The 18,720-nt window shown below is 56.4% G+C and carries 18 protein-coding genes and 1 tRNA gene; all 19 read right to left on the bottom strand.

The features are described 5' to 3' along the window. Positions 1–125: GTP-binding protein (locus AC3WR3_RS20700; protein WP_234887766.1), on the bottom strand; the 125-nt coding region annotated here is incomplete at its 3' end. Between the two features lie 54 nt (positions 126–179). Further along, positions 180–2,285 carry an elongation factor G gene (gene fusA, locus AC3WR3_RS20695; RefSeq protein WP_139439119.1) on the bottom strand — a complete coding sequence of 702 codons (2,106 nt, stop codon included), beginning with the start codon at positions 2,283–2,285 and terminating at the stop codon, positions 180–182. A gap of 75 nt (positions 2,286–2,360) precedes the next feature. Further along, on the bottom strand, positions 2,361–2,831 hold the full coding sequence (gene rpsG, locus AC3WR3_RS20690; protein ID WP_010675949.1) for a 30S ribosomal protein S7: 471 nt from the start codon (positions 2,829–2,831) through the stop codon (positions 2,361–2,363). 93 nt (positions 2,832–2,924) lie between these two features. After that, complete coding sequence (rpsL, locus tag AC3WR3_RS20685; RefSeq protein WP_005306278.1) at positions 2,925–3,299, bottom strand: 30S ribosomal protein S12; 375 nt, start codon at positions 3,297–3,299, stop codon at positions 2,925–2,927. A 182-nt stretch (positions 3,300–3,481) separates the two neighbouring features. Beyond that, the gene (gene tusB / locus AC3WR3_RS20680; RefSeq protein WP_025328609.1) at positions 3,482–3,760 is read right to left on the bottom strand and encodes a sulfurtransferase complex subunit TusB; all 279 of its coding nucleotides are present in this window, start codon (positions 3,758–3,760) and stop codon (positions 3,482–3,484) included. Between the two features lie 7 nt (positions 3,761–3,767). After that, positions 3,768–4,124 (bottom strand): sulfurtransferase complex subunit TusC, encoded by a 357-nt coding sequence (gene tusC / locus AC3WR3_RS20675; RefSeq protein WP_139439123.1) that lies wholly within the window; start codon positions 4,122–4,124, stop codon positions 3,768–3,770. Between the two features lie 9 nt (positions 4,125–4,133). Beyond that, on the bottom strand, positions 4,134–4,526 hold the full coding sequence (gene tusD / locus AC3WR3_RS20670) for a sulfurtransferase complex subunit TusD (RefSeq protein ID WP_265435003.1): 393 nt from the start codon (positions 4,524–4,526) through the stop codon (positions 4,134–4,136). 86 nt (positions 4,527–4,612) lie between these two features. Continuing rightward, positions 4,613–4,993 carry a RidA family protein gene (locus tag AC3WR3_RS20665; protein ID WP_041206542.1) on the bottom strand — a complete coding sequence of 127 codons (381 nt, stop codon included), beginning with the start codon at positions 4,991–4,993 and terminating at the stop codon, positions 4,613–4,615. A 26-nt stretch (positions 4,994–5,019) separates the two neighbouring features. Further along, the gene (locus AC3WR3_RS20660; protein WP_025328613.1) at positions 5,020–5,736 is read right to left on the bottom strand and encodes a helix-turn-helix transcriptional regulator; all 717 of its coding nucleotides are present in this window, start codon (positions 5,734–5,736) and stop codon (positions 5,020–5,022) included. 196 nt (positions 5,737–5,932) lie between these two features. Beyond that, complete coding sequence (rpoC, locus tag AC3WR3_RS20655; protein WP_139439129.1) at positions 5,933–10,237, bottom strand: DNA-directed RNA polymerase subunit beta'; 4,305 nt, start codon at positions 10,235–10,237, stop codon at positions 5,933–5,935. A 90-nt stretch (positions 10,238–10,327) separates the two neighbouring features. After that, entirely contained in the window at positions 10,328–14,356 is a 4,029-nt protein-coding gene (rpoB, locus tag AC3WR3_RS20650) for a DNA-directed RNA polymerase subunit beta (RefSeq protein WP_025328615.1), read from the bottom strand. Between the two features lie 222 nt (positions 14,357–14,578). Further along, positions 14,579–14,941 (bottom strand): 50S ribosomal protein L7/L12, encoded by a 363-nt coding sequence (gene rplL / locus AC3WR3_RS20645; protein ID WP_025328616.1) that lies wholly within the window; start codon positions 14,939–14,941, stop codon positions 14,579–14,581. Positions 14,942–14,992: 51 nt separating this feature from the next. Continuing rightward, positions 14,993–15,493, bottom strand: a complete 501-nt coding sequence (gene rplJ, locus AC3WR3_RS20640; protein WP_025328617.1) for a 50S ribosomal protein L10 — start codon at positions 15,491–15,493, stop codon at positions 14,993–14,995. 257 nt (positions 15,494–15,750) lie between these two features. Continuing rightward, positions 15,751–16,452, bottom strand: coding sequence for a 50S ribosomal protein L1 (gene rplA, locus AC3WR3_RS20635; protein WP_100860916.1), 702 nt, complete (start codon positions 16,450–16,452; stop codon positions 15,751–15,753). Positions 16,453–16,456: 4 nt separating this feature from the next. Then, entirely contained in the window at positions 16,457–16,885 is a 429-nt protein-coding gene (rplK, locus tag AC3WR3_RS20630; RefSeq protein ID WP_016352267.1) for a 50S ribosomal protein L11, read from the bottom strand. Positions 16,886–17,019: 134 nt separating this feature from the next. Further along, the gene (nusG, locus tag AC3WR3_RS20625; protein ID WP_005323644.1) at positions 17,020–17,571 is read right to left on the bottom strand and encodes a transcription termination/antitermination protein NusG; all 552 of its coding nucleotides are present in this window, start codon (positions 17,569–17,571) and stop codon (positions 17,020–17,022) included. A 9-nt stretch (positions 17,572–17,580) separates the two neighbouring features. Continuing rightward, the gene (gene secE, locus AC3WR3_RS20620) at positions 17,581–17,952 is read right to left on the bottom strand and encodes a preprotein translocase subunit SecE (RefSeq protein WP_025328619.1); all 372 of its coding nucleotides are present in this window, start codon (positions 17,950–17,952) and stop codon (positions 17,581–17,583) included. 60 nt (positions 17,953–18,012) lie between these two features. Continuing rightward, positions 18,013–18,089: transfer RNA gene (locus AC3WR3_RS20615), tRNA-Trp, on the bottom strand. A 52-nt stretch (positions 18,090–18,141) separates the two neighbouring features. Further along, positions 18,142–18,720, bottom strand: a 579-nt coding sequence (locus AC3WR3_RS20610) for an EF-Tu C-terminal domain-related protein (RefSeq protein ID WP_429163162.1), incomplete at its 5' end; no start/stop codon positions are given.

Below are 18,720 nucleotides of genomic sequence, written 5' to 3'. Positions count from 1 at the left end.
CCACCGAAGTGCTTGGCCAGCACGTTGGTGATGGCGGCGGTCAGGGTGGTTTTACCGTGGTCAACGTGGCCGATGGTGCCGACGTTTACGTGCGGTTTATTACGCTCAAATTTTTCTTTAGACACGACGTAGTCCTTCTAGGTTAAACCCGCCTACCGTCGTAGGCGGGGAATCATAAATTACTTGGATTTGCGCTCTTCGATCACGGCCTGGGCGACGTTAGTCGGGGCATCGTGATACTTGGCGAATTCCATGGCGTAGGAAGCACGACCCTGGGTAGCGGAACGCAGGGCAGTCGCATAACCGAACATCTCGGCCAGCGGTACGAGAGCACGAACGATCTTGCCGGACGGGCCGTCTTCCATACCTTCGATCAGGCCACGACGACGGTTCAGGTCACCGATCACGTCGCCCATGTAGTCTTCCGGAGTCTCAACTTCTACTTTCATGATCGGTTCGAGCAGAACCGGGTTGGCCTTCATGAAGCCAGCCTTAAAGGCCATGGAAGCAGCGATTTTGAACGCCAGTTCGGAGGAGTCGACATCGTGGTAGGAACCGAAGTGCAGACGCACGCCCAGGTCCATTACCGGATAGCCTGCCAGCGGGCCGGACTTCAGCTGCTCACGGATACCCTTGTCAACACCCGGGATAAACTCACCAGGAATGACGCCGCCCTTGATGTCGTTAACGAACTCGTAGGCTTTACCTTCTTCCAGCGGGTACATGTCGATCACAACGTGACCGTACTGACCACGACCACCGGACTGCTTGGCATGCTTGCCTTCGATGTCCTTGACGGTAGTGCGGATGGTTTCACGGTAGGCAACCTGCGGCTTACCTACGTTCGCTTCTACCTTGAACTCGCGACGCATACGGTCAACGATGATGTCCAGGTGCAGCTCACCCATACCGGCGATGATGGTTTGGCCAGATTCTTCGTCAGTCCATACGCGGAAAGAGGGATCTTCCTGCGCCAGACGGCCGAGTGCCAGACCCATCTTCTCTTGGTCAGCCTTGGTTTTCGGCTCAACCGCGATGGAGATTACCGGCTCCGGGAATTCCATACGCTCGAGGATGATCGGCGCTTTTTCGTCACACAGGGTGTCACCAGTGGTCACGTCTTTCAGACCGATGGCAGCGGCGATGTCGCCTGCGCGAACTTCTTTGATCTCTTCACGCTTGTTGGCATGCATCTGAACGATACGGCCAAAACGCTCGCGCTTCTCTTTGACAGAGTTCAGCACGGAGTCACCGGAGTTAACCACACCGGAGTAAACGCGGAAGAAGGTCAGGTTGCCTACGAACGGGTCGGTAGCAATCTTGAATGCCAGAGCAGAGAACGGCTCGTCATCGGAAGCGTGACGCTCGTCTTTGGTCTCGCCATCCAGCTTCAGACCGTCGATGGCTGCTACGTCGGTCGGAGCCGGCAGATAGTCAACCACGGCATCCAGCATGGCCTGTACGCCCTTGTTCTTGAACGCGGAGCCACAGGTAACCAGGATGATTTCGTTGTTCAGAACACGCTGACGAAGAGCTTTCTTGATCTCTTCCTCGGTCAGTTCTTCACCACCCAGGTATTTTTCCATCAGGTCTTCAGACGCTTCAGCAGCGGCTTCAACCAGGTTCATGCGCATTTCTTGCGCTTGTTCCAGCAGCTCGGCCGGGACGTCTTCGTAATCGAAAGACACGCCCTGGTCAGCTTCGCTCCAGTTGATGGCTTTCATCTTGACCAGGTCGATAACGCCCTTGAAGTTCTCTTCTGCACCGATGTTCAGTTGCAGGGGAACCGGCACGCCTTTCAGACGGGTCTTGATGTGCTCAACGCAGCGCAGATAGTTGGCGCCGGTACGGTCCATCTTGTTGACGAACGCGATACGGGGAACCTTGTACTTGTTAGCCTGACGCCATACGGTCTCAGACTGTGGCTGTACGCCACCTACGGCACAGTACACCATCACGGCGCCGTCCAGAACACGCATTGAACGCTCTACTTCGATAGTAAAGTCAACGTGGCCCGGGGTATCGATGATGTTGATACGGTGCGGTTGGAACTGTTTGCCCATACCGGACCAGAAAGCGGTGGTCGCGGCGGAGGTGATGGTGATACCACGCTCTTGTTCCTGTTCCATCCAGTCCATGGTGGCGGCGCCATCGTGAACTTCACCGATCTTGTGACTTACACCGGTGTAAAACAGAACGCGCTCGGTAGTAGTAGTCTTACCGGCGTCGATGTGAGCAGAGATACCGATGTTACGATAACGCTCAATGGGGGTTGTACGAGCCATTGTCATCCTCTTACTAGGGCACTTGTCCCCAGATAATTAAAGGTGCGCAGAGCCAGAAGACCCTGCGCAAGCGGATTACCAGCGGAAGTGAGCGAAGGCCTTGTTCGCTTCAGCCATACGGTGAACGTCTTCACGTTTCTTGACAGACGAACCCTTATTGTCAGCGGCATCCAGCAGCTCGCCAGCCAAACGCTGAGCCATTGATTTTTCACCACGTTTACGAGCGGCATCAACCAACCAGCGCATTGCCAGGGCATTGCGACGAACCGGACGAACTTCTACCGGTACCTGATAGGTTGCACCACCGACGCGACGAGATTTAACCTCGACCGCCGGACGAATGTTGTCCAGAGCGACTTCGAACAGGGCCAGGTGCTCTTTGCCAGATTTGGTGGCAATGATGTCCAGGGCGCCATAAACGATGGCTTCTGCAACAGATTTCTTACCGTCAACCATTACTACGTTGACAAATTTAGCCAGCAGCTCTGATCCGAACTTGGGATCCGGCAGGATTTTACGCTGACCAACAACACGACGTCTTGGCATTTCAAATTCTCCGTAACTTCAGGGGTTACCCAAAACTAGAAAGTTATCTAACTAGAAACGAATTAACGTTTGGCCTTACTTAACGGAGAACCATTAAGCTTTCGGACGCTTCACGCCATACTTGGAGCGAGCCTGCTTACGGTCTTTAACACCGGCACAGTCCAACGCACCACGAACGGTGTGATAACGAACACCTGGCAAATCCTTGACACGACCGCCACGGATCAGAACAACGGAGTGCTCCTGCAGGTTGTGACCTTCACCGCCGATGTAGGAGGTGACTTCGAAGCCGTTGGTCAGACGTACACGGCACACTTTACGCAGTGCAGAGTTAGGCTTCTTCGGGGTGGTGGTGTATACACGGGTGCATACGCCACGCTTCTGAGGGCACGCTTCCAGCGCCGGCACGTTGCTTTTCACAACGAGCTTGATGCGTGGCTTGCGAACCAACTGGTTAATAGTTGCCATCAAAAGGCTCCTGATAATGACTTCATAAACGTGTGAAAAATCCTCCCCGCAGATACGGGGACGCGAAATTTTATGCCCTGTTGTCTGGGGAGTCAAGATTTATACAATTCGTGCGCCAAAAGGGCAAATGACATCCCGCCATTATTGTGATAACCACCTGAGCTGACAGGCAAAAATGAAAACTAGCCGGCCCAGGTCTGCGGTGATCCCTGTTCGGCGATCAGCTTGATCAGGCCGGCCATGTCGAGTTCCATCCCGATCCTGGGGGACAGGCCCCTCGCCTTCAGGTCTTCCCCCATCACATAGAGCGGGATCCCGCTCAATCGTTCGCACCACTGCGGAGCCGTCGTCGCCACCACGGCGTCCTGCATCAGCACCAGCAGATCCGCTTCCTGACGATAACGCAGCACCTGCTCGAGGTCCTGGCTGAGGAAGGGCGAGCTCAATACCAGCTGTATCATGAGCACCTCAAAAGCTGATGTGGGTGGTGAAGTTGTCCCACTGGCGGCGGATCTCGGCCGGGCTCAGCACCGTCACGGGGATCAGCAGATCCGCGGCGGTCAGACCACGCTCGGCCAGCGACGCCGCACAGACATAGACCTCCTCGACATCGTACAGTTCCAGCATCTTGAAGGTCGGGGCATAGTGACGCTGCAATATCCCCTGTGGCGACTGCTCCCTGACCAGTTGCAGCACGCCATCGCCGATGAGGAACAGCGCCAGGGATTCCGTCAACGCAGAGGTGGCCAGCAAGGCATCCAGGCCCTCTCGTCCACTCGCCGTACCGTGGGGACCACGCCGGCAGATAAAGGCTATCTTGGTCATTCCATCCCCCTAGAACTGGACGAAGCGGTCGGCGGTCAGACTGGCCTCTGCCAGCTGACCCAGCCCGCTTAAACGAAACGGGGCCTGCAGGTTGAACTGGGTCTTGCCGACCCCCTTGGCCTCGGCCTCGTCGAGCACCCCGCGACGCATGGCGGCGGCGACACACACATCGATGGCAATGCCCTGCGCCAGGGCCAGCTCGCGCCACAGCGCCACCAGGTCGGTCTCATCGCTGGCCGGTGCATGCAGTCCATTGCCGTTATGGACCCCATCCTGATAGAAGAACAGATGGGTCAGCTGGTGCCCCTGCTCGATGAGGCTCAGGGCGAAGCGATAGGCGGTGCTGGCCGTCTGGGTGCCATAGGCAGGCCCGGTGACCAGCAGGGCAAAATTCAGACTCATGTCCGGACTCCTGCACAGATGTGCATCCATTCTACCTCAAAGACGAAAAAGCCCCTCCTGGGAGGGGCTCTTCCGATGACTCAGACTCAGACGTAAGCAATGGCTTCGACTTCGACCAGCACATCTTTCGGCAGGCGAGCCACTTCCACGCAGGAGCGCGCCGGCGCAGCGTCACCGAAGTAGCGGGCATAGACCTGGTTGAAGGCCACGAAGTTGTTCATGTCGCTCAGGAAGCAGGTGGTCTTCAGCACCTTGCTGGTATCGGCACCCGCCGCCTTCAATACTGCAACCAGGTTCTTCATCACCTGTTCGGCCTGCGCCTCGATGCCACCGGCAACTATGTCCATGGTGGCCGGATCGAGCGGGATCTGCCCGGAGGTGAACACCAGGTCGCCCAGCTTGGTCGCCTGAACATAAGGACCAATCGCGGCAGGCGCCTTGTCGGTTGCAATCACTTCTTTAGCCATTGTTATCTATCCCCTATCTATGGCGCTTACTCGCTCTCTTCTTCACCCTGCTTGCGCTGTCGGATGTAGAGATACACGGTATGTTTGGAAATATTCAGCTTGTCGGCGACCAGGTTGATCGAGTCCTTGATATCAAATATGCCCTTCTCGAACAACTGGGTCACGATAAAACGATTCTTGGCGTTGTTGGCCACGGAGGGATCGCGGTTGATCTCGTCGATGGTGTTGTCCACCGTCTGGGCAACCAGCTCCTCCACGCTGTTGGCGAAGGTCTCCGGCGATTGACGCTCCACTTGCTGGGGCGTCGGGAAGAATTCGGCCACGAACTCGTGGAAAGGCGCATTGATGTGCAGGTTGATGCAGATAAGCCCTATCACCTGCTTGTCGCGGTTGCGGATGGCGATGGTGCTCGACTTCATCAGCGCACCGGTCCGGCTGCGGGCAAAGTAGCTCTGGGTGTGATCCTGACCCGTGCTCTCGATGTCCTTGAGCATGCGCAGGGCCAGATCGGTGATCGGTGCCCCCAGGGTTCGCCCCGTGTTGAATCCGTTCGCTATCTTGATCACTGACTCATGCAGATTTTCCAGGGAATGCAGCACCACTTCGCAGTGCTTGCCGAACAGGTCGGCCAGGCCCTCGATGAGACCCTCATATGAACGCAACAATTCCCTGTCTTCGTCTGTAAAAGCGCGACCGCTCAGTTGCTCTTCGGGAAGCAGTACTTCCTCGATACCGACAGCCATGTTCTACCCCTGTAATAACCATTCAACTTTCCCGAGTTTTCAATTGCGGGGGATCAATGTCAACTTTTTTTGATTTTTTGCTCTATAACCTTGCACTGGATCATCCCCTGCCCCAGCCCGGTGCAAGGTTCTGCTGGCGGGCAGGCAACAAAAAGGGCCCCTTGAAGGAGCCCTTTTTAATCACTGCAGCTGAAGATTACTCTTCGTCAAAACTGCCGGCTGCGTTGAGCAGATCCGCCAGATTTTGCTGAGCCTCATCGGCGGTCACCTGCGGTACACCGACAGCACGGGCTGCGGCGGCACGCTGGTTGATCCGGCTATGGTGGTAGGCAAAGCCGGTACCAGCCGGGATCAGACGACCCACGATCACGTTCTCTTTCAGGCCACGCAGTTCATCACGCTTGCCGCCAACAGCCGCTTCGGTCAGAACACGAGTGGTTTCCTGGAAGGAAGCCGCGGAGATGAAGGACTCGGTGCTCAGGGATGCCTTGGTAATACCCATCAGGATATGACGGTAGGTGGCCGGGGTCTTGCCTTCGGCAACCAGTTTACGGTTGGCAATCTTCACACGAGCCACTTCAACCTGCTCGCCTTCGATCAGGTCAGTGTCGCCAGCGCTCAGGATCTCGCACTTGCGCAGCATCTGACGAACGATGACTTCGATGTGCTTGTCGTTGATCTTAACGCCTTGCAGACGGTAAACGTCCTGCACTTCGTTGGCGATGTAGTTGGCGACCGGGCTGATACCGCGCAGACGCAGGATGTCGTGAGCAGACTCAGGACCGTCCGCCAGCACTTCACCCTTCTCAACTTTTTCACCTTCGAACACGTTGAGGTGACGCCACTTCGGAATCATCTCTTCGTAGATGTCGCCACCGTCGGTCGGGGTGATGACCAGACGGCGTTTGCCCTTGGTCTCTTTCCCGAAGGAGATGGTACCGGAGATCTCGGCCAGGATAGCCGGTTCCTTCGGTTGACGTGCTTCGAACAGATCCGCAACGCGCGGCAGACCACCGGTGATGTCCTTGGTACCACTGGACTCTTGCGGGATACGCGCTACCGCGTCACCCACGCCCACGTTGGCACCATCCTCCAGGTTCACGATCGCCTTGCCCGGCAGGAAGTACTGGGCTGCAACGTCGGTACCCGGGATCATCACGTCTTTGCCGTTCAGGTCGACCAGTTTCACGGTCGGACGCATCTCTTTACCGGCGCTCGGACGTTCGTTGACATCCAGCACGACGATAGAGGAGAGACCGGTCAGCTCGTCGGTCTGACGAGTGATGGTCACACCGTCGATCATGTGTTCGAAGTCCAGGCGACCTGCCACTTCGGTGATGATCGGGTGGGTGTGCGGATCCCAGTTGGCGACGGTATCACCGGCACTTACGGCCTGGCCATCTTTCACTTCCAGGACGGAACCGTAAGGCAGCTTGTGGCTTTCCTTGGTACGGCCCATCTCGTCCATGATAGTCAGTTCGGTAGAACGGGAGGTGATAACCAGCTTGTCGGCACTGTTGGTAACGAACTTGGCGTTCTGCAGCTTGATGCTACCGGTGTTCTTGACCTGGATGCTGCTCTCGGCAGCAGCTCGGGATGCGGCACCACCGATGTGGAAGGTACGCATCGTCAGCTGGGTACCCGGCTCACCGATGGACTGGGCGGCGATAACACCGACAGCCTCACCCTTGTTCACCAGGTGACCACGGGCCAGATCACGGCCGTAGCAGTGAGCGCAGTTACCGAAGTCGGTCTCACAGGTGATGGCAGAACGTACCTTCACGCGGTCGACGGAGTTACGCTCCAGCAGATCACACAGATACTCGTCGAGCAGAGTATTGCGCGCAACCAGGATCTCGCTTTCAGTACCCGGCTTGATCACGTCTTCGGCGACCACACGACCCAGCACGCGCTCACGCAGCGGCTCGACCACGTCACCACCCTCGATCAGCGGAGTCATCCACAGACCTTCGGTCGTACCGCAATCGTCCTCGGTGATCACCATGTCCTGAGCCACGTCAACCAGACGACGAGTCAGGTAACCGGAGTTCGCCGTCTTCAGTGCGGTATCCGCCAGACCCTTACGAGCACCGTGAGTGGAGATGAAGTACTGCAGTACGTTCAGACCTTCACGGAAGTTCGCCACGATCGGCGTTTCGATGATGGAACCATCCGGCTTCGCCATCAGGCCACGCATACCGGCCAGCTGACGGATCTGGGCGGCGGAGCCCCGCGCACCAGAGTCGGCCATCATGAAGATGCTGTTGAAGGAGGCCTGCTCTTCTTCTTCACCCAGGGAGTTGACGTTCCGCTCCTTGGAGAGGTTATCCATCATGGCCTTGGAGACGCGATCGTTCGCGCTGGCCCAGATATCGATAACCTTGTTGTAGCGTTCGCCCGCGGTCACCAGACCGGACAGGAACTGGTCCTGGATCTCGGCAACTTCGGCTTCGGCTGCCGCAATGATGTCTTTCTTGGCATCCGGGATGACCATGTCATCGATACCAACGGAAGCACCGGACAGGGCCGCGTAATGGAAACCGGTATACATCAGCTGGTCAGCGAAGATGACGGTGTCCTTCAGGCCCTGCTTGCGATAGCAGGTGTTCAGCAGACGGGAGATGAGCTTTTTGCCCAGCGCCTTGTTGGATACGGATTTGATCCAGTTCTGCGGATTGGCATCCAGATCGGCCTGCTCGGCGGCAGTCAGCACCTTGGGTTCGTCGATCAGCGCGTATTCCATGCCTTTCGGCAGGATCAGGCTCAGGATCGCACGACCAACGGTGGTGTTCTTCATCTCGGTGTGTTCACGCAGGGAACCGTCTTCCTGACGCAGGTATTCGGTAATGCGCACTTTCACACGAGCATGGAGATCGGCCAGACCGGCACGATAGACCTTCTCGGCTTCTTTCGGGCCGGCCAGCACCATACCTTCGCCCTTGGCGTTGATACGGGCACGGGTCATGTAGTACAGACCCAAGACCACGTCCTGGGAAGGAACAATGATCGGCTCACCGGAGGCAGGCGACAGGATGTTGTTGGTGGACATCATCAGGGCGCGCGCTTCCAGCTGGGCTTCCAGGGTCAGCGGTACGTGGACCGCCATCTGGTCACCATCGAAGTCCGCGTTATAGGCGGCACAGACGAGCGGGTGCAGCTGGATGGCCTTGCCTTCGATCAGGGTCGGTTCAAACGCCTGGATACCCAGACGGTGCAGGGTCGGTGCACGGTTCAGCAGGACCGGGTGTTCGCGGATCACTTCGTCCAGGATGTCCCAGACGACGGCTTCTTCGCGCTCCACCATCTTCTTGGCGGCCTTGATGGTGGTCGCCAGACCACGGGATTCCAGCTTGCCATAGATGAAGGGCTTGAACAGCTCGAGCGCCATCTTCTTCGGCAGACCGCACTGATGCAGACGCAGCGTCGGACCTACGGTGATAACGGAACGACCGGAGTAGTCGACACGTTTACCCAGCAAGTTCTGACGGAAACGACCTTGCTTACCCTTGATCATGTCGGCCAGGGATTTCAGCGGGCGCTTGTTGGAACCAGTGATGGCACGACCACGACGGCCGTTGTCCAGCAGGGCATCCACGGACTCTTGCAGCATGCGCTTTTCGTTGCGCACTATGATGTCCGGAGCCGCCAGATCCAGCAGACGCTTCAGGCGGTTGTTACGGTTGATCACGCGACGGTACAGATCGTTCAGATCGGAAGTCGCGAAACGGCCGCCGTCCAGCGGTACCAGCGGACGCAGGTCCGGCGGCAGCACAGGCAGCACTGTCATGATCATCCACTCCGGCTTGTTGCCGGACTGCAGGAAGGCTTCCATCAGCTTCAGACGCTTGGTGGTCTTCTTGCGCTTGGTCTCGGAGTTGGTCTGATCCAGCTCCTCGCGCATGGTCTTGACTTCACCTTCCAGATCGATGGCACGCAGCAATGCAAGGATTGCTTCGGCACCCATCTTGGCGTCGAATTCGTCGCCCCACTCTTCCAGTGCGTCCAGATAGTTCTCTTCGGACAGCATCTGGCTGCGCTCGAGGTTGGTCATGCCGGGTTCGATAACCACATAGGATTCGAAATACAGCACGCGCTCGATGTCACGCAGGGTCATGTCCAGCAGCAGACCGATACGGGACGGCAGGGACTTCAGGAACCAGATGTGGGCAGTCGGGCTGGCCAGCTCGATGTGGCCCATGCGCTCGCGACGGACCTTGGTCTGGGTCACTTCTACGCCGCACTTCTCGCAGATCACACCACGGTGTTTCAGGCGCTTGTACTTGCCGCACAGACACTCGTAGTCCTTCACCGGTCCGAAGATACGGGCGCAGAACAGACCATCACGTTCCGGCTTGAAAGTCCGGTAGTTGATGGTCTCAGGCTTTTTGACCTCACCGAATGACCAGGAGCGGATCATGTCAGGAGAGGCCAGACCGATCTTGATACTGTCAAACTCTTCGGTCTTGGTCTGAGCCTTCAAAAACTTGAGTAAGTCTTTCACGTGTTTCCCCTGTCAGGAGTCTAACCTCGGCGCCCTGCTGCCAAAGCAGCAGGGCGCCCACGTCAATTCTCGAACAATAAGAGCGAGCTCTTACTCTTCGTCCAGCTCGATGTTGATACCCAGAGAGCGGATTTCCTTCAACAGTACGTTGAAGGATTCGGGCATGCCCGGCTCCATACGGTGGTCGCCATCCACGATGTTCTTGTACATCTTGGTACGGCCATTCACATCGTCAGACTTGACGGTCAGCATTTCCTGCAGGGTATATGCCGCACCGTAAGCCTCCAGGGCCCACACTTCCATCTCACCGAACCGCTGACCACCGAACTGTGCCTTACCACCCAGCGGCTGCTGGGTAACCAGGCTGTAGGAGCCGGTAGAACGCGCGTGCATCTTGTCGTCTACCAGGTGGTTCAGCTTCAGCATGTACATGTAACCCACGGTGACCTTGCGCTCGAAGGCGTTGCCGGTACGACCGTCGAACAGGGAGATCTGACCGGATTCCGGCAGATCGGCCAGCTTCAGCAAGGCCTTGATTTCGCGCTCTTTGGCACCATCAAAGACAGGTGTAGCAACCGGCAGACCCTTACGCAGGTTACCCGCAAGGGTACGTACGTCGTCATCAGACAGCTCGGCGATGTTCACTTGCTGGGTGTCCTTCTCGCCCAGGTCATAGACCTGCTGCAGGAAGTCACGCATCTCGTGCAGCTCGCGCTGATCCTTGATCATGCGGTCGATCTTCTCGCCGATGCCCTTGGCCGCGAGGCCCAGATGCACTTCGAGGATCTGACCGATGTTCATACGGGACGGTACGCCCAGTGGGTTCAGTACGATGTCGACCGGACGGCCGAACTCGTCATGGGGCATGTCCTCGACCGGGCAGATCTTGGAGATAACACCCTTGTTACCGTGACGGCCCGCCATCTTGTCACCCGGTTGGATGCGACGCTTGACTGCCAGGTAAACCTTGACGATTTTCAGTACGCCCGGCGCCAGATCATCACCCTGGATAATCTTGCGACGCTTGTTCTCGAACTTCTTGTCGAAGTCGGCTTTCAGCTCGATGTGCTGTTCGGCGATCTGCTCCAGTTCGATCTGCTTGGCTTCATCTTCGATGGCCAATTCAAACCACTTGGAACGATCCAGCTTGTTCAGACGATCTTCGCTGTAACCGGCGGCCAGCAGCAGGTTGCGGGAGCGGCCGAAGATGCCGTCTTCCAGGATCTTGAACTCTTCGGTCAAGTCCTTCTTCGCTTCCTTCAACTGCATCTCTTCGATTTCTTTGGCGCGCTTGTCTTTTTCCACGCCATCGCGGGTAAAGACTTGCACATCAACCACGGTACCGTACACACCGTTCGGCACACGCAGGGAGGAGTCCTTCACATCGGAGGCCTTCTCACCGAAGATGGCGCGCAGCAGCTTCTCTTCCGGGGTCAGCTGGGTTTCACCCTTGGGTGTTACCTTGCCGACCAGGATGTCGCCGCCCTTCACTTCGGCACCCACGTAGACGATACCGGACTCGTCCAGCTTGGACAGAGCGGCTTCACCCACGTTCGGGATGTCGGCAGTGATCTCTTCCGGACCCAGCTTGGTGTCACGGGAGATACAGGCCAGTTCCTGGATGTGGATGGTGGTCAGGCGATCTTCCTGTACCACGCGCTCATTCACCAGGATCGAGTCTTCGAAGTTGTAACCGTTCCACGGCATGAAGGCGACGCGCAGGTTTTGGCCCAGCGCCAGTTCGCCCAGGTCGGTAGACGGGCCGTCAGCCAGCACGTCGCCCGCCATCACCGGCTCACCCAACATCACGCAAGGACGCTGGTTGATACAGGTGTTCTGGTTGGAACGGGTGTACTTGGTCAGGCTGTAGATGTCGATGCCGGCTTCGCCAGGCAGCAGCTCATCTTCATTGACCTTGATCACGATACGGGAGGCATCGACGTAGTCGATCATGCCGCCACGCTTGGCCACTACGGTAACACCGGAGTCAACGGCCACGGCGCGTTCCATACCGGTACCTACCAGCGGCTTGTCGGCACGCAAAGTCGGTACTGCCTGACGTTGCATGTTCGAACCCATCAGGGCTCGGTTAGCATCATCGTGCTCCAGGAACGGGATCAGGGCCGCTGCCACAGAGACGATCTGTTGCGGGCTCACGTCCATGTACTGGATCTGGTCGGCGTTCATAAAGGTGGATTCACCCTTGTGACGGCACGGGATCAACTCGTCTTTCAGACGGCCATCTTCGGTGGTCGCGGCGTTGGCCTGTGCGATCACGTACTTGCCTTCTTCAATGGCTGACAGGTAGTCCACTTCGTCGGTGATCACACCGTCGATGACCTTGCGGTACGGGGTCTCGAGGAAACCGTACTCGTTGGTGCGGGAATACACGGACAGCGAGTTGATCAGACCGATGTTCGGACCTTCCGGAGTCTCGATGGGGCACAGACGACCGTAGTGAGTCGGGTGTACATCTCGAACTTCGAAGCCGGCACGCTCACGGGTCAGACCGCCCGGGCCCAGCGCGGAAATACGACGCTTGTGGGTCACTTCGGACAGCGGGTTGTTCTGGTCCATGAACTGGGACAGCTGGCTGGAACCGAAGAACTCTTTGACCGCGGCGGAGATCGGCTTGGCGTTGATCAGATCCTGCGGCATCAGGGTGTCCAGGTCGCCCAGGGAGAGACGCTCCTTGACCGCACGCTCGACACGCACCAGACCGACGCGGAACTGGTTCTCTGCCATTTCACCGACAGAACGGATACGACGGTTACCCAGGTGGTCGATATCGTCCACCTCGTCATTGCCGTTACGGATGTCGATCAGGCGCTTCATGACTTCGACGATGTCGTCTTTGGTCAGCACGCCAACGCCGGTCTCGTCTTCACGACCCAGACGGCGGTTGAACTTCATCCGACCCACGGTAGACAGGTCGTAACGCTCGGAAGAGAAGAACAGGTTCTCGAACAGCTGCTCTGCCGCTTCGCGGGTGGGCGGCTCGCCCGGACGCATCATGCGGTAGATCTCGACCAGAGCTTCCAGGCGGCTGGAGCTGGAGTCGATGCGCAGGGTCTCGGACATGTAGGCACCGTGGTCCAGTTCGTTGGTGAACAGAACCTCGAAGTGCTTGAAGCCGGCTTGGGACAGATTGGCTACCGCTTCCAGGCTCAGAGCCTGGTTGGCAGTCACGACCATTTCGCCAGTTTGCGGGTGCGCGTAGTTCTTGGCTGCAACTTTGCCAACAACATACTCTACCGGCACCTCGATCTGGGTGATGGCGTCTTTTTCCAACTGACGGATATGACGGGCAGTGACACGACGACCGGTCTCAACCACCACGGCGCCATTGGCAATGATGTCGAAGGTCGCAGTCTCACCACGCAGGCGCTCGGGCACCAGATCCATCATCAACTTGCCATCCTTGACCTCGAAACCAATGGTCTCGAAGAAGGTGGCCAGGATTTCTTCGGAACTGAAGTCCAGGGCGCGCAGAATAATGGAGGCCGGCAGTTTACGACGACGGTCGATACGGACAAACAGGTTGTCTTTCGCATCGAACTCGAAGTCCAGCCAGGAGCCACGGTAGGGGATAACGCGGGCGTTATACAGTACCTTACCGGATGAATGTGTTTTGCCTTTATCGTGGTCGAAGAAGACGCCCGGGCTGCGGTGCAGCTGGGAGACGATAACCCGTTCGGTACCATTGATGACAAAGGTGCCGTTCTCGGTCATGAGCGGAATTTCGCCCATGTATACTTCTTGTTCCTTGATATCTTTGACGGTGCCGGCAGCTGCTTCACGGTCGTACAGAACCATACGAAGCTTGACACGCAGCGGCGCGGAGTAGGTCACTCCACGGATCTGGCATTCTTTTACGTCAAATACCGGCTCACCCAGGCGATAGCTGACATACTGAAGCTCAGCACTACCGGAGTAACTGGTGATCGGGAAAACGCTACGGAAAGCGGCCTCTAGGCCATATTCACCTTCCGGGTCAGCCTCGATGAACTGCTTGAAGGAGTCCAGCTGAATGGACAACAGATAAGGCGTGTCCAGTACCTGGTCTCGCTTACCGAAGTCCTTACGAATGCGTTTTTTTTCGGTATAAGAGTAAACCATAGGGTTCCTCAGCTCGCTGATAAGTGACCCACTCTGTCCCGCGGGACAGCTCTGTCTCAACACCGTTTTGTGTTGGCCCGGACGATGAGGCGGTCCGGATTGCTGGTGCACCGAGAGTCGTAAACGGTGTGAAATGCTCTCAGTCTACAGCGCAAAAAGGCTGGTGAACAAACATTCACCAGCCCTAGCCTGTTTTATCAGGCTAATCTACATAAATGCAGATTATTTGATCTCAACAGAAGCACCGGCAGCTTCCAGCTCTTTCTTCAGAGCTTCAGCTTCGTCTTTGGAGACGGCTTCTTTCAGGTTGGTCGGAGCGGCTTCTACCAGGTCCTTGGCTTCTTTCAGGCCCAGGCCGGTGGCAGCACGAACGGCCTTGATGACGGCAACTTTGTTGGCGCCAGCAGCAGTCAGAACTACGTCGAACTCGGTCTTCTCTTCTACTGCTTCAGCGGCCGGACCGGCAGCTACAGCAACAGCGGCAGAAACACCGAACTTCTCTTCCATTGCTTCGATCAGCTCAACAACTTCCATTACGGACATGGAAGCAACGGCTTCGATGATTTGGTCTTTAGTGATAGACATGACAAAAATTCCTGATGTTGAATAAACTCAAACAGCCTAAATAGGCGAGAATCAAGCAGCAGCTTGTTTCTGGTCGCGAACAGCAGCGATAGTACGAACCAGCTTGCCAGCAGAGGCTTCCTTCATGGTAGCCATCAACTTCGCAATTGCTTCGTCGTAGGTCGGCAGCGTGGCCAGACGATCAATTTGTGCTGCGGCGATAAACTCACCGTTAAAAGCGCCAGCCTTGATTTCGAACTTTTGGTTCGCTTTGGCAAACTCTTTGAACAGACGAGCGGCAGCGCCCGGGTGTTCGTTAGAGAAAGCAATCAAGGTAGGACCAGTCAATACGTCGTTCAGGCAACCGAATTCGGTGCCCTCTACCGCGCGACGCAGCAGGGTGTTACGCACAACGCGCATGTACACACCGGCTTCACGAGCGGATTTACGCAGGACGGTCATCTTGTCAACAGTCACACCGCGAGAATCGGCTACAACTGCAGACAGAGCGCCTTTGGCAGCTTCGTTGACTTCAGCAACAATTGCCTTTTTGTCTTCGAGTCCCAATGCCATTGGCTTAACTCCTGGATTGAATCTGAGTCTCATGACTCAGTACTGACACATCCCCCCTACCTTCACAACAGAGGGGAACGATGCGGTAGCAGGATTCCAGAAGAGAAAGAAAACTTTCTCGCTGGGTTTCCGGCACCGTCTACGCAGGAAGGATTAAGGCCTTGCAGCCACCTGCGGTCTTGGACGGAGGTCGAAACCCCCAACCAATCAAGGCGCAAAATTATAGATTAAATTTTGCGCCTTGTAAAATCCATCAATTAGGCCTGAGCTTCCAGAGAAGCTTGGTCTACGGCAACACCGGCACCCATGGTGGTGGAGATGCTGACTTTCTTGATGAAGATGCCTTTGGCGGAAGAGGGCTTGCCCTTTTTCAGAGCAACCAGCAGAGCTTCCAAGTTTTCTTTCAGCTGAACTTCGTTGAAAGAAACCTTACCCAGAGTGGTATGGATGATACCATTCTTGTCATTGCGGTAACGAACCTGACCGGCTTTAGCATTCTTCACAGCTTCAGCAACGTTCGGGGTTACGGTACCCACTTTCGGGTTAGGCATCAGGCCGCGCGGGCCCAGGATTTGGCCCAGTTGACCAACAACGCGCATGGCATCCGGGGATGCGATCACGACGTCGAAGTTCATCTCGCCTTTCTTGACCAGCTCGGCCAGGTCATCCATACCAACCAGTTCAGCACCGGCAGCCTTGGCGGCTTCGGCGTTGGCACCCTGGGTGAATACGGCGACACGGATGTCACGACCGGTACCGTGCGGCAGTACGGTAGCACCACGTACGTTCTGGTCGGATTTACGAGCATCGATACCCAGGTTAACGGCAACGTCAACGCTTTCAACGAACTTGGCGGTAGCCAGTTCTTTCAGCAGGGCAATGGCTTCGTTGATGGAGTACTCTTTGGTACCGTCAACTTTTTCGCGAATAACGCGCATACGCTTGGAAAGTTTTGCCATTGTCTTAATCCTCCACTACCAGGCCCATGGAACGAGCGGAGCCTGCGATGCAACGTACTTTTGCATCCAGATCGGCACCAGTCATGTCCGGCTCTTTGGTCTTGGCGATTTCTTGCAGCTGAGCAACAGTCACCTTACCAACCTTGTCTTTGTTCGGCTTGGCGGAACCAGACTGGATACCAGCGGCTTTCTTCAGCAGGAAGGAAGCAGGCGGAGTCTTGGTTTCGAAGGTGAAGGAACGGTCGCTGTAAACGGTGATCACGACCGGAGTCGGTGAGCCTTTTTCCAGCTTTTCTGTACGAGCGTTGAACGCCTTACAGAATTCCATGATGTTCACACCGTGCTGACCCAGAGCAGGACCAACGGGAGGGCTGGGGTTAGCACTGCCAGCCTTAACTTGCAGCTTGATATAAGCTGTGACTTTCTTAGCCATTACGAAAATACCTCAAAAATGGGTTCTAGCGCCTCGGAGACATGCTCCTGCAAACGGCTCCCCAACAAATAAAGGGGCAGCGAATTATAGAGATAATCGCTGCCCCTGACAACCGTTAAACGTACAGAGTTTAATCAGCCCTTTTCGACCTGACCAAAATCCAGTTCTACCGGCGTTGAGCGACCGAAGATCAATACAGAGACCTTCACGCGGCTCTTCTCGTAGTCCACTTCTTCAACGGTACCGTTGAAGTCGGCGAACGGACCATCGGCAACCCGCACCATTTCACCCGGTTCAAACAGGGTTTTCGGACGCGGCTTGTCGTGGGCATCTTGCAGACGATTGAGGATGGCATCCGCTTCCTTATCGGAAATAGGAGCAGGACGATCGGAGGTGCCACCGATGAAGCCCATGACCCGTGGCACATTGCGTACTAGGTGCCATGTGGTCTCGTCCATCATCATCTGGACCAGGACATAACCCGGGAAAAATTTGCGCTCACTCTTGCGCTTCTGGCCGGCACGCATCTCGACCACTTCTTCGGTCGGGACCAGCACTTCGCCAAACAGCTCTTCCATGCCATGCATCTTGATATGTTCACGCAGGGATTTGGCAACACGGCCTTCATAGCCGGAAAATGCCTGCACGACATACCATCTCATACGTTGTTCACGTTGTTCAGTCATGGCTTTTCCTTACACACCGGTAATCAGGTTGACCAACCAGACCAAGGCACCGTCCAGAACGAACAGCAACAGCCCCATCACGGCGGTCACCGCCAGCACAATCAGGGTTGTCTGAATGGCTTCCTGACGGGTTGGCCAAACGACCTTGCGGACTTCCAGGCGCGACTCACGAGCAAAAGCCAGTGTTGCCTTGCCCTTGGTGGTTTGCAGGGCTACTGCACCTGCAGCAGCGATGACAACGACCACACCCAGGGCGCGGACGGCTGCGACAACATCGGTGAGCAGGTAATTACCCACTACAGCGGCCGCCAGGATGATGAAAACCAGGCCCCAAAGAAGGGTATCCTTGCTTCCGCCCTGTCCCTCAGAACTAACACTCATACAACCCACCTGTATCTGACGTAACCAAAGACACAAAAGCCCCGTACGAGACGAGGTATATGGCAGGGGCGGCAGGACTCGAACCCGCAACCATCGGTTTTGGAGACCGCTGTTCTACCAATTCGAACTACGCCCCTGCATAAGAAAGCCCCTATTATAGGGGCTTTGCTTTATTTATGTAAGCCAAGATTAAGCGATAACTTTAGCTACAACACCAGCACCTACGGTACGGCCACCTTCACGGATAGCGAAACGCAGGCCGTCGTCCATCGCGATCGGGGCGATCAGGGTAACAACCATTTTGATGTTGTCGCCTGGCATTACCATCTCTACGCCTTCCGGCAGTTCGATGGTACCGGTCACGTCGGTAGTACGGAAGTAGAACTGCGGACGGTAGCCCTTGAAGAACGGGGTATGACGACCACCTTCTTCCTTGGACAGCACGTACACTTCAGATTCGAACTTGGTGTGCGGCTTGATGGAGCCCGGCTTGGCCAGTACCTGACCACGCTCAACTTCTTCACGCTTCACGCCACGCAGCAGGGCGCCAACGTTCTCACCGGCACGACCTTCGTCCAGCAGCTTGCGGAACATTTCAACACCGGTACAGGTGGTAGAAACGGTGTCTTTGATACCGACGATTTCTACAGTCTCACCGACCTTGACGATACCGCGCTCTACACGACCGGTCACTACGGTACCACGGCCAGCGATGGAGAAGACGTCTTCGATAGGCATCAGGAACGGCTGGTCAATGGCGCGCTCCGG

Source organism: Aeromonas sp. EU05-FHT14A05 (assembly GCF_058791175.1).
Note: the sequence above shows the minus strand (reverse complement) of the source record. Positions and strands in the feature narration are given on the sequence as shown.